Here is a 14,253-nt window from a genome sequence, read left to right as displayed (position 1 = left end):
ATAGGAGCGATGAAAATGAAAAAAGCTAATCTCTGTTTTATAGGTGCTGGATTTCATGCATCTACTAATATTTATCCTTCTGCTATTGAAGCAGGTGCAGCAATACAGGCTGTTGCTACAAGGAATATTGAGCGTTCTAAAGCTACCCTTCAGCGTTTTGGAAGTAAAGGGACGCCCTATGACGACTATAAAAAAATGTTACAGTATGAAGAGTGCGATGGTGTTGTTGTAGTCGCTCAGCCTGAAGATCAGCCTTCTCTCGTGATGGATTGTATCAAGGCTGGAAAGAATGTATTTGTGGATAAGCCTCTTGGAATGAGTGCTGATGAAGCTGCTGAAATTGCAGATGCTGCTGATGAAGCTGGAGTGACGGTAATGGTTGGATTTATGAAACGTTATGCTCCTTGTTATACTAAGTTAAAAGAAATTATTGAAAATGGTGATCTTGGAAATGCCCGTTCGTTTCAAGCAAGATTTGCAGTAGACAGCACGCCATTTTGTAAAGATGATGAGCAGTTTATCAAGTTTGCTGCGATACATATCGTTGATTTAGTACGCTACCTATTTGGAGAAGTTTTATACGTATCAGGTTTTAAGAATAGTGATAATGGGTTTATTTCTCACAGCATCTCACTAAAGTTTAAAAATGGTGTTGTTGGTAGCCTATACTTTACAGGAATGACAGCTTGGTCTCGTGAAAGTGAAAACATTCTTGTTACATTTGATAATGGATTTGCTTTTGCAGATGAAGTGAATTCACTTACTATCCATAAATCACAAACATTCAGCGATCTGCCATGGAAATCTCTTGAAGAGGCTGACACTGTATTTACTCAATCTGCATCCCCTATGTCTGGAACTTACAGAGATCTTTATTTACGTGGCTTTGTTGGAGAAATGACTCATTTTATAGACTGTTGCAAAAATAAAAGAAAACCAACGTCCAATGGACGTGACAACGTTCATACAATGTCTCTTTGTGACAGTATTTTGTCTGAGTTAAAATAAGCATTCTACAAGCATATTCTTAGATAAATACAAAAAATAAAGGAATGTTTAAAATTGAGAAGTAAAATATAATAAGTTTTAGCATGGTAGGTTAATTGGTAAAAAATACTTGATATGTAGTAATATTTATAAAGAAGAAGAGATTATGAACACTAAAGAAAATGAAAATAAAAAAGTAAATGTTACGAAAGATATTGCAAAAGGAATAGTAAAAGGGTTAAAAACTGGTTCTTGTTCTGGATAAAGATTTGAATGAAAAGAGCGTCTTTACTGCTTACTTTAGGATTTATATTGTAAACAACAGCAAGAAGAAATGAATAAACAAATTAAAGTTAATAAAAGTTTAGGAAATCTATAAAAGATAATAAGAAGCTTTATCCATGTTCTTTAACAAGATATTTTCAATAAAATTAAATTTCAGAAAATTTTTTAAAAGGACTCCATACTTGAAGTTGTTCCTAAAAAGAAAGTTCAAGTATGGAGTCTTCTTTCTTCCAGGCTAAATTTCGCGACAGAATGTTGATGCTACATCTAAACCTTCATTTTACACTACTACATAAGCATCTTTCCCAATACTTATATTTCCTTTTCGATTTATTATATTAAGTTGCTTAGCTGGATTTAGAGAAGTCATTTTAATAATATCTTCTAGATTGCAATAGTATATTCAATCATATTTTTAATGGCATCATTGATTTTTAGAAAACTTCCAGCAAATGTACCATCTTCAAAATTGGCAGTTGTTTCAGTGTATTCCATCTAAAACTGATCCAAAAAATAGTTTTTCTCTAAGGGAAGCAGCCTCTGAATTCCATTATATAAATGAGTAACATGTGTTGCTTCAGCTTGAATTGCCTCATTTATTTCAAATTTAACATTTTTTATTAAACTTGCGTTTGCAAGTTTAATAAAAGCTTCTATCTAATAAAGACTCTCAATTTAGAGAGTTTTTTGCTAGGTTTGTCTATAAAGTCCATTTTCAACTTTGGCTACGTACATGTTGTGTTATACAACATGATTTTATGTTTTTCATTAGACAATGACTTCCAAATAAAAAACTTCATGAAATACATAACAATTGATATACAAGGTAGAAAATATATTTAATTGCATAAGTAATCGCTAACTTTTTTATGGTATTTATTCACATAAAATATAGGCAAATTAGGCATTTTTCTGATTCTATCGTTGAATATTTATCTCAAGAGTTAGTCACGTCATTGAACAAACGATCCTTGAAAATTAATTCAGTCAGAATTAAACGGTATTGAGTTCTGTCAGCAACCACTAATGACGAGAAAGTATTACCTACTTAGTGTTTATTGTATTTTTGGTGATAGCCGAATTATCAAATGTAAGAGGAGTGCCTGCGCAATGCTTCCATATTTAGAATGGTGAGTTGCTTGCTTATTTTAAGAATGATCCCTTCCTCCACCAGTTCATTCATTATTCTCCGCATATGTCTCTCCGAGATGCCAATTTCATTAGCTACATCTTTATGTTTAAAATATATCGTATTTGATTTCGAACGCTCTGCAGCTTGAACGATAAACATACATAGCTTCTGGTGAGCTGGATATAGCAGTGATCTCGCATTTTTAATGGAGGATTTCATAAGTTTATCGCTCATACTTATACACATCAATAATAGGAAGTTCGCTAATTTCGTCAAATATTCATTTACAATTTCCAAAGGAATAAGTAGTATACTCACGGGCTGAGAAGCTACTGCTGTATGCAAATAATTGCATTTATTAAAATACTCTATATCTCCCAACATTTCTCCGACCTCCAAATACGTTACAACGGCAAAATTACCTTCCTCGGAAGAATTAATAATAGCCACTTTCCCTTCAACAATAATGTAAAGGTAATTTACTTCTTCTCCAGAAACATTAACTACTTCATTTTTATTATATGCTTTCACACTTAAAGAGGGAGTAATCTCTGGAGGTAAGATATTCTCCAAAGCAGCTTTTTTAATCGCTTCTTCAACTTTAACTAGATGTGATTTCATAATTACCCTCCCCCCTCTATTTATTGTAAAAGCGGACATATGTCCTCATTGTTTGCGCTTTAATTTATTATACTGAATGCAGTAACACAAAATCAATTCTACATTCATGAGGTGGGTTTATGAAATCAATTATTGACAATTCTGCATTGGCTAGCATCGGAGAATCTAGAATGCACTGGTTTCGCGAGAGAATGCCTATTGTAGCGGGTATTAATCAAATTTTTAAGGAACAGCAGACGTTTAAAGGCAAGACGATTGCCGTTTGCATGCATATTGAACCAAAAACAGGCTATTGGATTGAAGGTTTGCTTGGTGGTGGAGCGGAGCATGTTTATCTGGTGGGCTGTCTTGGTACTACAAAAAAAGATACAGCAGCTTATCTGGCTTCACTGGACAATATCACTGTACTAGGCAAAGAGGGAGATAGCTACGAAGAACATAAGCATTACTTGAAGCTTGTTATGGAAAATAAAATCGACCTGTTTTTGGATAACGGAGCTAGCTTGATTCTGGCTCACCATGAATTAAAGCCAGATTGGAAACCGATTGGAGCCAATGAGGAGACTCGCTCTGGAAAGCTGCTCATCGAAAAAACTCAATTACATGCGCCATACCCTATTGTTGTTATTGATGATTCGCCATTGAAGCAAATTCTTGAAAATGCTGTCGGTGTTGGGCAATCTTCGGTTGACGGATTTATGCGAACTACCAGTTTGCTCGTAGGGGGTAAAAAGGTTCTTGTTGTTGGTTACGGTTACTGTGGCAGCGGCGTTGCCAAAAAGTTCCGCGGACTCGGAGCTACAACAATGGTATATGATATTGATCCTATCTACCAATTAAAAGCGAAATCAAACGGACATATCATAGGCGAATTGGAGGAACTAATTTCTAAAGCTGATGTCATCATCACGGTGACGGGAAGATTTAATGTCATTACAGAAAAGCATATACCGCTGTTCAAACATAAAGTGATTTTGGGCAACTCCGGACATTACCGATTTGAAATTAGTGTTGATGAAATAAAGAAAGAAGCGTTATCTATAGAGCAAGTAAAAGAAGGAATTGAAAGAATTTCCTTCAAGGAGAAAAGCATTTACCTGCTCCATAATGCTGACCCGCTGAATTTGGCTGGTGCCGATGGAAATCCGATTGAAATTATGGATTTAGGTCTTGGTCTGCAATCTTATTCTGCTCTTCGAATCGTAACGGATGTTTCCAGCCTGTCTGCCGGTATGCAACCAGTACCCAAAGATATTAATGATCTTATCAGTCAATTGTTTAACAAATCTTTAGAATAGCAGCTTCGAAGGGGGAAGCGTTGTAACTTGAAGCAATTGCTTCCTCTGTTTTAAGGATTACGTATATTTTGGGTTAAACAAGTACTATGAAGGGTCTGATTTTAGTGAATGTATTGGAAAAATACGAGGAAATATTTAATGTCTAAAGTTGACGAGCTTCCAACAATTGGTCTCGTGCTCGGTTCTGGGCTTGGCGTTCTGGCGGATGAAATTGAGCAGCCGGTAATTATTCCGTATAACGAAATACCGCATTTTCCCGTATCTACAGTAACGGGAAATGCTGGGCAATTAGTGATAGGCAGGGTCTGCGGTAAAGTTGTCATAGCGATGCAAGGAAGATTTCATTATTACGAGTGACACTCCATTGAGGCTGTTACCTATCCTATTCGGGTTATGAAAGCAATCGGGATAAAGCAGCTTATTGTGACTAAAGCAGCTGGCAGAATCAATAGTGGGTTTAAACAGGAAATTTGATGCTAATACAAAATGAAGCATCCATAAAAAACGCCATCCTTATCAATAATTCTCTAAAAGGATAGCGTATTTCTCTCATACAGGGGATATATTCAAATTAACTTGATAAGCATGCGTAAGGACCCGATAATTCTAGAAATAATAGCGTATGCTTTTCGTTTTGAATTATTTGTTTCCATAGCTGGATGGCTATGTGGCTAAAAACAAATTATTGAAGGGAAGCTACTTCATTTAAATGAATATGTACTTCAAAGTGTGGAATCCTAGACCATGTGTTAGAAAATCCTCGATTAGCTAACTTCTCCCTGTGCTTTTCAATCTTCTCTTTAAATCCCTCTAATAACTACCAGTCTTTTGAATAGCATTTCCCTGCTCATAAACCTTTACTGAATCTTCCGTTACAGGAACAAACATACTTTTAGTTATTGTATCTATGCTCCTTCTTAATTCTAGTACTTTTTTCAATTCGACCATCAATTGTTCAAATTTATGATAACCTCCCATTCTATTCTGTTAACTTAAGCATTACATGAAATGGGAGGTTTTATTCTGATATATTACTTGTATCTCCGGCAGAGTTGGGCTTAATTATCCAAAGATGAGCCCATCAATTCTTAATAAGATTTCACTTTCAGCCATTTTTATTGAACATTTACATCATCGTGATCTGTACCTGTAATCACGTCATACCAAGCTTCAATATCCTTTTCAAAATTAGCCGTCTTTTCCCGGTAACTTTGCAGCGAATCCTTGCCAAGCGGCAAGTGTACCGGCGGCTTCTCCGCGTTGGCAACCTTCACGATTGCCTTGGCCAACTTGACAGGATCGCCCGGTTGTTTCTTATTTGCCTGGGTAGCGAATTTTCTCATCTCTCCTACCGTTTGGTCATAATCTGGAATGATGTGACCTGAGCGCGTTAGTGACGCAGCATCCAGAAATTCCGTACGGAAGAAGCCCGGGGCTACTACGGTCGCATGAATTCCAAGCGGAGCCAATTCCAATGCAAGTGACTCTGTTAATCCTTCAACAGCGAACTTGGTTGAACCGTATACGCCCCAGCCGATATAACCGCTCAATCCTCCAACTGACGAGAAATTGATGATATGTCCCGAACGTTTTTTACGCATATGAGGCAGGACTGCCCGGGTCACATTCAATAAACCAAAGACGTTGGTTTCGAAATTTTTCCTAACCTCATCAGCAGTAGCTTCTTCAACGGCACTCAGCAGCCCGTATCCTGCATTATTGACAAGAACATCAATTTGGCCGAATTTCTGTACAGCTTGATGCGCAGTTGCAATTGCCTGTTGTTCATCGGTGATATCCAGAAGAACAACTTGAAGATTCTCCGGATTTCCTAATTTACCTGCTAAAGACTCCGGCGAGCTACGGACTGTCGCAACAACATTATCTCCGGTTTCCAACACGGCCGTTCAGTATTTCCAAACCAATGCCCCTTGCTGCACCAGTAATAAACCAAACTTTTTGCTTTGTCATCTAGAATCCCATCCTTTTTGTTATATTTATTATATAATTATCTACTTGGAAACCTAGGAATCTTATCAGCAAGCAGATATTCTGCATATTGCCGAGAGCTCTCAACTAATTCTCCCTCGCTTTTATCATCCGTATCAAAGATGGTAAAAGGCAACAACAATTCGGTTTCGATTAAATTACTCGTAGCATGGAAAGGGCTAAGGAGTTCATGAATCGTATAGAGATCGCCTCCTCCAGGCTGATAATCCATTTCTGAACCACCGATAGAAATAGCCAGACCCAGCTCCTTCCCCCGCAGTTTCCCTCCTTTTGACGTGTAGCCCCAGCCATAAGTCAGTACATCATCTAACCACTTCTTGAGAAGCGGAGGTGAATTATACCAATAGAACGGAAATTGAAAAATGATCCGATCATGCTGCATGGCAAGTTCTTGTTCTCTTTGAACATCAATCCGCCAATCCGGATAGGAAGCGTACAGATCATGAACGGTGATTGCATCCGGATACTTCTTAACTTCCTCCAACCAAGTCTTATTCACGCGAGATGTGTCCAAGTTAGGATGAGCGACAATTACCAATGTCTTCATCATTTTCCCTCCTTTCGTTTGATCTCATGCCTGCTGACAAGTTAACTTTATCGCACTTTGAGCGGTGTTGCTTTTCAGCTTAGTAAACTATTTGACTATTTAGCTCAAGAACATCTATTCCTATTATGCCTAAAAAAAAATGCTTAAGTCTTAGGGGAGCAGAATTGTTTTCCCTTTATTTAATCCATTTAATAATTTGCTTCATCTTTCGTCTAGTTTTCACAAGAGGTTTCCCTACACACGCTATATTCGTTATCACCCAATAGGTCACTTCTTTCAAGAACTGTACGACAAGGGGATGATAAGCCTTCCACTAAGCAGAAATCATGAACATGCGTAACAAGCCACTTGCTTCTGCCGCTTCCAGGTTAATGAGTTGGCTTTCTAGTGAGTAAGGCTACATGAAAAGTACAGCCTAGCTACCTGCGAAGTCGATCTGCATTAGTTCGGTGCTTCGGAATAAAACGGGGGTTTCCCGCCAAAGTTTAAGTGCTAACTCTTTATCGACAGCCCAAGGCTTAACTCCTACTCCTTGACTTTCATCGATGGCCAATGAAGCAATATTGCAATTTTCACAATAGACACCACCGTATCCAGACAGTTGTGGGCTTGTCGCACACCACACAATCGTGGCGGCACCCTCTGGAATTGTCTTGTTTTCATCGTTATAACGATCGAAATCGCGTTCTCCGGTTACCGTGATGGCACCCATGAATGCCATTTCTTCATCGGATAAATAATCTAGAAAGCCCCGTAACAATGCTTCCTGGATGAACAGAAAATGAACGGATGCCGTCTTTTTGAAACAGGGTATCCAGTGCCATTATCAATAAGGAAACAGCCGTTTTTGATTGTCCATAAGCTAACCATTTATCATAGCTTGTTTCCATAAAATTCGGATCTTCAAAGTTAAACGCTCCAAACCAATGGCCACGGGAAGATAAATGTACGATTCTCGCCCCATTTGCGTTTTTGAGCTGAGGTAACAAAGCTTTAGTTAAGTAATAGTGCCCAATATTCACTTGATATTTGCAGTTCATTACCAAACTGATCTGTAGCGAATGGAATCGCCATGATGCCAGCGCTGTTAATTAAAATATCCAACTTGTTATGATGTTCTTGGAACCATTTGACAAACGATTCAATGGTTTCTGGGTTTGCTTAAATCCATTTCAACAGGATATAGCACTACGTAGGGGTCTCACTTTGAAACTTACTTTGCTAGTAGGTTAATGTTAATATAGAGCCTACCTGAACAATCTGTTACGAGTCATGACAAGGAGGTGTGGTGAGAGAAGAAAATATCTTCTCCACAGAAAACCTTTCAACACCACAAAGTCCGGTTGGCCAAAGTTTACAATTAATGCTGACATCCCTTTCTGAACAGAAAGGGATGTTGATGTCGTAACTATTATAAGAGTTGTAACTATATCAATTGTTCTATAACCAGTGCGATGAATTTATTTAAATCTAGTGGATGATGTACGATAATACTTCCCCATAAAACGCTCCCCACAGTTGTCACCCCGATAAAAAGAAACCATTCCTTTTTATTCAACTTTCGTACTCGGTTTAATATCATCAAACCACCGCTGAGAAACAGTGTATATAAGACTAACATTCCGATCATGCTGGTTTGTCTCTCCTCTGTATTTTATATAGCGTCTGTAACCAAGAACCAATAATCAGAATGGTCGGAACAATAACAGCGTACAACATATAGTAGCTAAATAAATAATTTTCAATCCATTCGATGTTCTCTATCACGTTAGCAAATAAAAGAGAGTAACCGGAGATGATCCATACTAGCGGGAAGGCTACTATGTCACGTCTTTCAATTTTGAACAGCTGGCAAATGCCGAGGACTGCACAATAAAACAATAAGCTTATTTTTAGACATAATAAGAGAAGGATATTAATCGAAAGTATCGCTTCTAAATGTTCCAAAAATCCCGAAAACTGCATTTCACGAAAAATGGTGTAAACTGGGTATATAAGATGTGAGCCTCGATCGACTCCTAAAATGCCAATCGTCATGTATACACAGATAGAAAGGATAACACCAGCGGAGCTAATTCCTAAAAAAAATGCCGTTTTCAATCTGCTCTTAACAAAAGGGAAGAGCATCATGAACATGATGGTTTCCATAAAAGGAAACGCAAGTGCATATTTTGTATGAAGGATCGTAGTCCAAAGCTGAAAGTCAAAAGGGACATGGAAAGTCCGCAAGTCCCAATCCTTTAGCATGACCGTAAAGGGAATCCAGAAAGCTACAATAATATACGGCGTAACAAGCTCACTAACCATTGCGATCGACTCAATTCCTTTTACGACGGCATATGCACAAACGAGCAACACCACTACATTGAAAACGGAAAGGGGAGTTCGCGGCATAAGATTATTATGCATAAAATCACTTAAGTTACGTGTTACCCAGGATGCAATTTGGATGAAATAGAGGATGTAAAGAAAGGCGATCAATCCACCTGCCCATTTGCCAAGGACTTGTATCGCAATTTGAACGATACTTTTTCCAGGGTAAAGTTTGGATAAGTATAGCCAAAAACCTGCCAAAACCAACCCGTACAAGAACGACCAAACACAAACAATCCAGCTGTACTGCTTTGCATCTTCCATAAGTTTTCCTGGTAACAAAAGGAACGTTGAAGCGCAGACAAAAGTAAAAGTTAATGTGATCATTTGCCATCCACTTAGCCGGGCATTTTCCATTTTCTTATTCACTCTTTTCTACTTTGTATGAGGATCCTGTATTTCCTATGGTTGTTACCTTGGAGTTCACCACAAACGTAACAGGAAAATCTCTCCAATCCTTAATGATAACTCCTTCATCCTGAATGCCTAACAGATCCCAGTCTTTATCTTTACCCAACTGATCAAGGGACTTTGCTTTCTCTTCCAGCGTTCGATTAAATGCCGATTCAACTTCATGAAGATTTTCTGAGGTCATTGGTTTAGGTTGTTTATTGTTAACGATCCGCAGATCAGCACGAATCTGAATAGTTAGACGAGAGGAAGAACGGTCGAAGTCCCTTTTCATTCCAACATCCTGAACCTCTACATCAACATTCTCTCCATTAACTTCAATCGATTCTACAAATTTCTTAAGCTTGCCATTCAAGATGTAAAAATACTTTTTTGTATCCAAATCAATTCGGCCAACCATGCGGGCATTAATGAAAACAGCTCCGTCCTCAAAACTCATAGCCTCTTTACTTGCGTTGATGTTTTCCAATCTATCTGTCTTGGAAGCAGGTTGTTCGCTTTTATAGTGCAGAATCGGAATGATTGTCGGTTGATGATAATTAATCCCTTTTGCCAAATCTCTAAAACGTGTAGGCATAATACCGTTTCGAAAACTGCGTGCATGAATGTCAAACATTGATTTAACAAACCTGCCTGGAACTCTTTCCAAAAAGGTATAACTGTTCATTACTGTGGATAGCGGGGAATCTGTCACTACAATATTCACATTCGTTCGACGTTCAGGATCGCGTTCCAGAAAGTTAATTAAATCTAATAAACCTTGTCGGGCATACCGTTCAGATACGATATATAACTGTACATGAGGGGTGTAAAACAACCTTGGCATTACCGAGTGTGTTTGTTCCGCAAATTTCCCAGAACTATGTTCCTTTAATTTATATGTATAAACGGCACCGCCACTTGCGCCGCCTGATTTGATTGAAACACCTGAGGGGTTAATGATCTGGTAATACGCAGTAATCATTCCCGTCTCCGGGTCTTTGTCGGCTCCAGCAATGTTGACAATCGCTAATTCATTGATTTCCTTCATATCCCAGCAACCGGAACAGAACAAGAGAATTAAAAATGTAAGATAGGATCTTCTCATTCTTCACCCTTCTTTTATTTTTTGTCATAAAACGCACGAGGAATGCGCTTCAATAAAAATCGGGGGAACCGGACAAAGGTATCCTTCCAATCGGAAAGAGCCAAAGGTGCCAGTGGGGTCATATACCTAACTCCAAAAGATCGTATCGATACTAAATGATTTAAAAGAAAATATAAGCCAACCATGATTCCAAAGAAACCCAGCACCCCGGCTAATGCCATAAAAGAAAATTGAACAATTCTTTGAGCAATGCTAAAACTGTAGTTAGGTGAGACAAAATTAGAGATAGCTGTAAAAGATACAACAATAACCATCGCTGCTGAAATGAGTCCGGCTTCCACCGCCGCCTGGCCTAAAACGAGTGCGCCGACAATAGAGATGGATTGGCCGGCAATACGCGGCATACGAAGCCCGGCTTCCCGTAAAATCTCGAACGTTACCATCATGATAATCGCTTCGAGAACCGCAGGGAATGGAACTTCCTCACGTTGGGCTGCCAAGCTGATTAATAGTGAGGTTGGCAGTAATTCTTGGTGATAGCTTACTACTGCGATATAAACAGATGGTACGAATATGGAAAACAAAAAAGCAAGCATGCGCAGCCAACGCGTGATTGTGGCAATATCTGCGCGCTGGTAATAGTCCTCTGGGGATGAAAACATTTGAAAAAAGGTTATGGGCCCGTATAAAACCATAGGTGTACCGTCCGTAATAAGCGCAACTTGTCCCTCGAGTAATTTTGCTGCAATAGAATCTGGTCTTTCTGTACTTACTAGTTGAGGAAAAGGTGAAAATGTCTTATCTTGGATCCATTCTTCAATATAAGCGCTCTCCAAAATACTATCAGCTTGAATGGAATGAAGGCGACGACGGAACTCATCTAAAATTATCGCTGAGGCCACATTGTTGAGATAAGTTAAGTACACTTTCGTCCTTGTTGCTGATCCTATCGTAAATGGCTCAAATATTAGGTGTTCATTTTTTAATCTCTTTCGGATCAGAGCGACATTTCTTGCTGCCTCTTCAACAAAACCCTCTCTTGGACCACGAACAGCAGCCTCCGCTGTTGGTTCCGAAATACTTCGAAATTGTTCATTTGAAACATCATAACTCAGATAAGTATTTCCACAGGTCGGAATAATAAGACAGTGACCTTCAAGAAGATCGGAAATACCTTCGTTGGATCCGGATAATTCTTTCCATTGAATAAGAGGGATTATTTTTTTCAACCAGTTAATAGGAGTATATATTGACGCTTTTATGTTCTGATTGCCTTCAGAAATGGGCTTCAACAGCATTTCATCGACCTGATTTGGCGTTACGATCGATGCAAGATAGATGCAGTAAAGGCTGAATTCCTCAGCGGCTTCTATTTTTTTACATATAAAATCAGGTGATTTTCCTAGACGTTCCGTGATTTCCTCAACAATAACACCAGCTTTGTTAACCCTTAACATAAGAAATCCCCACTTCTAAACAAGACTACCCTCATTTTTTACTGTGGAGGGAATTATTATGCAAAATTTTATAATCATTTTACTGGAGGTTATTACAATAAGAGTTTAAGAAAACAAAAGAGGAAAAATGAATATGGCAATGATTCATTTTTCTAGGTATCAACTAAAGATCAAGAATTAGATTTACAAATTAACCGATATGCTGTGAGAAGATTTTGTTGAAAACATCATTCATTCTCTCCGTCTTAGTTTGTAAATTAAATTATGTGACCATAATGTGACCAATCATACCTTAAGTAAAAGATTAAAATCACTCTTAATTACTTCTCTAATAATCAAAAACCCTTTAATGGCACAGTTGGAGAGACCAAGTGGAGATACAACTTACTAGATCTAGAACAAAGTCTCAAACAGTTTTGAAATTAGATGAAGATCCTAGTTGTGCATTTCATCTCCGCCTCCCACCTTATAAGAGGTACTGCCGATTTAATATTGTTCATGTAATGATGAAATTTGAAAGACCAAATCCTAAAAAGAAACTGTCTATAATAACAGCCTCTTTTCTATGAATTATTATCGAATGCTAAAATCTGTAACCCTTATCAATACCGAGTTTGACTTTTTAGCATGAATTGGGGGTAAGCTTGGAATTATACCAATCTCGATTTTTTTGTTAAAGTGTCGATTATCTCTTTTACTTCTATATCGTGCTCATCAATATGTTTCACAACCTCCAAAATCCTTAGCTAACGAAATTAGAAAAATGCCTAGAGTACCCTTGACCCTAGACATTCTTAGTCATTCTCTACACTAACAAGAATAAAGACGTTAATCCTTAAATAAAGTTCACACTTTTTTATGCAATGAAACTATGCCTCCTTAACTGGTTTTATTTACCCGAAAATTCCAAATTTTTAAAATAGGTTCCTTCGTATTCGGATTCTTTACCTTCTCTTCCAAATATTTATATGTCGCTTTTAGATTGTGATACCAAACATCCGTCTCTGTTTCATCTTCATAATTCGGTTCATATCCTTCGTTCATTGCAGCAACCTTAATAAAAACATCCCGGTATGAATATGTTCTGTCAACAACACTTTCCTCACACAACTGGCAATAGCGAATGCAAGCTTGCAAATCTCCCTCTTCTATAGCAGGATAAAGGCTGTCCATTTCTTCATTTCTTTTAATGCTTTCACGCCACTCTTGAACTGGATCTTTTCTCTTTTTGGCTTAACGTTTCGCTCAAGATGTTTAAGCCGGGATTTTAAACTCATTTAAAATCGTTCCTTTCATTCCTGGTTATCAAACATTTTCTCAATTTTGCTCATTCTTTCAGCTAAATCACCCAATTCCATTGATTTTAAAGCTGTATTCGATAAAGTTGCTATTGTTTTAGCCTTATCTATTGTCATTTCTCCATCCTTCAGCAATATATTAATCACCTTTGCTAACATCCTTCTAATGTCTTAAGGCTTGTTAATTCTAATGTCTTTTGTAAAATGTTTATTCATATTTTGGCTCCTTTTCTTGTAAACTAGAAAAATCCGATTACATCAAGGAACAGAGGAATTTTTAGTTTACAAAACGTAATAAAAAACCCCATGTATGATACCCATTTTCACGATCATTTTGGTAACAAGCTTTAAAGAAATCACCTTTAAAATAGTAAATTTCGTTTACTTTCCAGATACTCGTTGCTTATTTTCAATGTATTTAAAATATTTCTTTGCTTTTAATATGACATATTCGAAATCTTTGGAGGAAGCAATTATTTTGAAATTAATTGGAGCTTTTTTATCCGGAATATATGATTCTCTCCAGACCTCCCAATTGTTACAAATCTTATCAATATAAACTTCACTGTGTTTTCCCAATGAGCGCGTATATAATTTGCCCGGTATAGCAATAATGAACCCAGTTTCTTTGGCTAGTTTATCATGGTAGTCAACTTCTGCCTGTTTAATTAATTCATATATTACAGCCATTTTTATCCCCACTCAATCATCATTAATACCTTACGAATTATACGGATTATACGAAAT

15 protein-coding genes and 1 pseudogene are annotated in these 14,253 nt (G+C 37.6%); 3 read left to right on the top strand and 13 right to left on the bottom strand.

The annotated features are described in order from the left end of the window. Nucleotides 1-15: 15 nt before the first annotated feature. Nucleotides 16-1,008, top strand: coding sequence for a Gfo/Idh/MocA family protein (locus ACQ5H4_RS05825; RefSeq protein ID WP_430774015.1), 993 nt, complete (start codon nt 16-18; stop codon nt 1,006-1,008). 544 nt (nt 1,009-1,552) lie between these two features. Here the strand turns inward: ACQ5H4_RS05825 and ACQ5H4_RS05820 are convergent. Both ACQ5H4_RS05820 and ACQ5H4_RS05815 read right to left on the bottom strand, forming a co-directional pair. Next, on the bottom strand, nt 1,553-1,642 hold the full coding sequence (locus ACQ5H4_RS05820; protein ID WP_430774014.1) for a hypothetical protein: 90 nt from the start codon (nt 1,640-1,642) through the stop codon (nt 1,553-1,555). A gap of 714 nt (nt 1,643-2,356) precedes the next feature. Beyond that, nucleotides 2,357-3,025, bottom strand: a complete 669-nt coding sequence (locus ACQ5H4_RS05815; RefSeq protein WP_430774013.1) for a Crp/Fnr family transcriptional regulator — start codon at nt 3,023-3,025, stop codon at nt 2,357-2,359. 119 nt (nt 3,026-3,144) lie between these two features. On the opposite strand from ACQ5H4_RS05815, the gene ACQ5H4_RS05810 reads away from it, so the two are divergent. Both ACQ5H4_RS05810 and ACQ5H4_RS05805 read left to right on the top strand, forming a co-directional pair. After that, nucleotides 3,145-4,323 (top strand): adenosylhomocysteinase, encoded by a 1,179-nt coding sequence (locus ACQ5H4_RS05810; RefSeq protein ID WP_430774012.1) that lies wholly within the window; start codon nt 3,145-3,147, stop codon nt 4,321-4,323. A 108-nt stretch (nt 4,324-4,431) separates the two neighbouring features. Then, nucleotides 4,432-4,785: pseudogene (locus ACQ5H4_RS05805) on the top strand (purine-nucleoside phosphorylase); the annotation flags it as partial. 653 nt (nt 4,786-5,438) lie between these two features. On the opposite strand, the gene ACQ5H4_RS05800 reads toward ACQ5H4_RS05805, so the two are convergent. From ACQ5H4_RS05800 to ACQ5H4_RS05750, 11 genes are all read right to left on the bottom strand, one after another. Beyond that, nucleotides 5,439-6,221, bottom strand: coding sequence for an SDR family NAD(P)-dependent oxidoreductase (locus ACQ5H4_RS05800; protein WP_430774011.1), 783 nt, complete (start codon nt 6,219-6,221; stop codon nt 5,439-5,441). Nucleotides 6,222-6,331: 110 nt separating this feature from the next. Continuing rightward, on the bottom strand, nt 6,332-6,880 hold the full coding sequence (locus ACQ5H4_RS05795) for an NAD(P)H-dependent oxidoreductase (protein WP_430774010.1): 549 nt from the start codon (nt 6,878-6,880) through the stop codon (nt 6,332-6,334). A 415-nt stretch (nt 6,881-7,295) separates the two neighbouring features. Beyond that, nucleotides 7,296-7,505 carry a hypothetical protein gene (locus ACQ5H4_RS05790; protein WP_430774009.1) on the bottom strand — a complete coding sequence of 70 codons (210 nt, stop codon included), beginning with the start codon at nt 7,503-7,505 and terminating at the stop codon, nt 7,296-7,298. A gap of 100 nt (nt 7,506-7,605) precedes the next feature. After that, on the bottom strand, nt 7,606-7,920 hold the full coding sequence (locus tag ACQ5H4_RS05785) for an SDR family NAD(P)-dependent oxidoreductase (RefSeq protein ID WP_430774008.1): 315 nt from the start codon (nt 7,918-7,920) through the stop codon (nt 7,606-7,608). A 386-nt stretch (nt 7,921-8,306) separates the two neighbouring features. After that, a complete protein-coding gene (locus ACQ5H4_RS05780; protein WP_430774007.1) occupies nt 8,307-8,510 on the bottom strand; it encodes a hypothetical protein in 204 nt (67 codons plus the stop codon). Continuing rightward, entirely contained in the window at nt 8,507-9,610 is a 1,104-nt protein-coding gene (locus tag ACQ5H4_RS05775) for a GerAB/ArcD/ProY family transporter (protein ID WP_430774006.1), read from the bottom strand. Before ACQ5H4_RS05775 ends, ACQ5H4_RS05780 begins: the two co-directional genes overlap by 4 nt. Before the next feature lie 4 nt (nt 9,611-9,614). After that, on the bottom strand, nt 9,615-10,751 hold the full coding sequence (locus tag ACQ5H4_RS05770) for a Ger(x)C family spore germination protein (RefSeq protein ID WP_430774005.1): 1,137 nt from the start codon (nt 10,749-10,751) through the stop codon (nt 9,615-9,617). Between the two features lie 14 nt (nt 10,752-10,765). Next, nucleotides 10,766-12,208: a spore germination protein gene (locus ACQ5H4_RS05765; protein WP_430774004.1), complete on the bottom strand. Its 1,443-nt coding sequence runs from the start codon at nt 12,206-12,208 to the stop codon at nt 10,766-10,768. A gap of 879 nt (nt 12,209-13,087) precedes the next feature. Next, nucleotides 13,088-13,381 (bottom strand): hypothetical protein, encoded by a 294-nt coding sequence (locus ACQ5H4_RS05760; protein WP_430774003.1) that lies wholly within the window; start codon nt 13,379-13,381, stop codon nt 13,088-13,090. Between the two features lie 119 nt (nt 13,382-13,500). After that, complete coding sequence (locus tag ACQ5H4_RS05755) at nt 13,501-13,653, bottom strand: hypothetical protein (protein ID WP_430774002.1); 153 nt, start codon at nt 13,651-13,653, stop codon at nt 13,501-13,503. A 234-nt stretch (nt 13,654-13,887) separates the two neighbouring features. After that, nucleotides 13,888-14,196, bottom strand: a complete 309-nt coding sequence (locus ACQ5H4_RS05750; RefSeq protein WP_430774001.1) for a hypothetical protein — start codon at nt 14,194-14,196, stop codon at nt 13,888-13,890. Nucleotides 14,197-14,253: the final 57 nt, after the last annotated feature.

It is taken from the genome of Bacillus coreaensis (assembly GCF_050586445.1).
GTDB classification, from domain to species: domain Bacteria; phylum Bacillota; class Bacilli; order Bacillales; family Cytobacillaceae; genus Robertmurraya_A; species Robertmurraya_A coreaensis.
The sequence above is the reverse complement of the archived record's forward strand: the minus strand, read 5'-3'. Positions and strand labels throughout refer to the sequence as shown.

What these genes read in the sequence shown, in the direction of transcription:
- ACQ5H4_RS05770 (WP_430774005.1), bottom strand. Translation starts at nt 10,751, where the DNA reads ATGAGAAGATCCTATCTTACATTTTTAATTCTCTTGTTCTGTTCCGGT.
- ACQ5H4_RS05825 (WP_430774015.1), top strand. Translation starts at nt 16, where the DNA reads ATGAAAAAAGCTAATCTCTGTTTTATAGGTGCTGGATTTCATGCATCT.
- ACQ5H4_RS05785 (WP_430774008.1), bottom strand. Translation starts at nt 7,920, where the DNA reads ATGAACTGCAAATATCAAGTGAATATTGGGCACTATTACTTAACTAAA.
- ACQ5H4_RS05760 (WP_430774003.1), bottom strand. Translation starts at nt 13,381, where the DNA reads ATGGACAGCCTTTATCCTGCTATAGAAGAGGGAGATTTGCAAGCTTGC.
- ACQ5H4_RS05795 (WP_430774010.1), bottom strand. Translation starts at nt 6,880, where the DNA reads ATGAAGACATTGGTAATTGTCGCTCATCCTAACTTGGACACATCTCGC.
- ACQ5H4_RS05750 (WP_430774001.1), bottom strand. Translation starts at nt 14,196, where the DNA reads ATGGCTGTAATATATGAATTAATTAAACAGGCAGAAGTTGACTACCAT.
- ACQ5H4_RS05765 (WP_430774004.1), bottom strand. Translation starts at nt 12,208, where the DNA reads ATGTTAAGGGTTAACAAAGCTGGTGTTATTGTTGAGGAAATCACGGAA.
- ACQ5H4_RS05780 (WP_430774007.1), bottom strand. Translation starts at nt 8,510, where the DNA reads ATGATCGGAATGTTAGTCTTATATACACTGTTTCTCAGCGGTGGTTTG.
- ACQ5H4_RS05775 (WP_430774006.1), bottom strand. Translation starts at nt 9,610, where the DNA reads ATGGAAAATGCCCGGCTAAGTGGATGGCAAATGATCACATTAACTTTT.
- ACQ5H4_RS05810 (WP_430774012.1), top strand. Translation starts at nt 3,145, where the DNA reads ATGAAATCAATTATTGACAATTCTGCATTGGCTAGCATCGGAGAATCT.
- ACQ5H4_RS05820 (WP_430774014.1), bottom strand. Translation starts at nt 1,642, where the DNA reads ATGACTTCTCTAAATCCAGCTAAGCAACTTAATATAATAAATCGAAAA.
- ACQ5H4_RS05815 (WP_430774013.1), bottom strand. Translation starts at nt 3,025, where the DNA reads ATGAAATCACATCTAGTTAAAGTTGAAGAAGCGATTAAAAAAGCTGCT.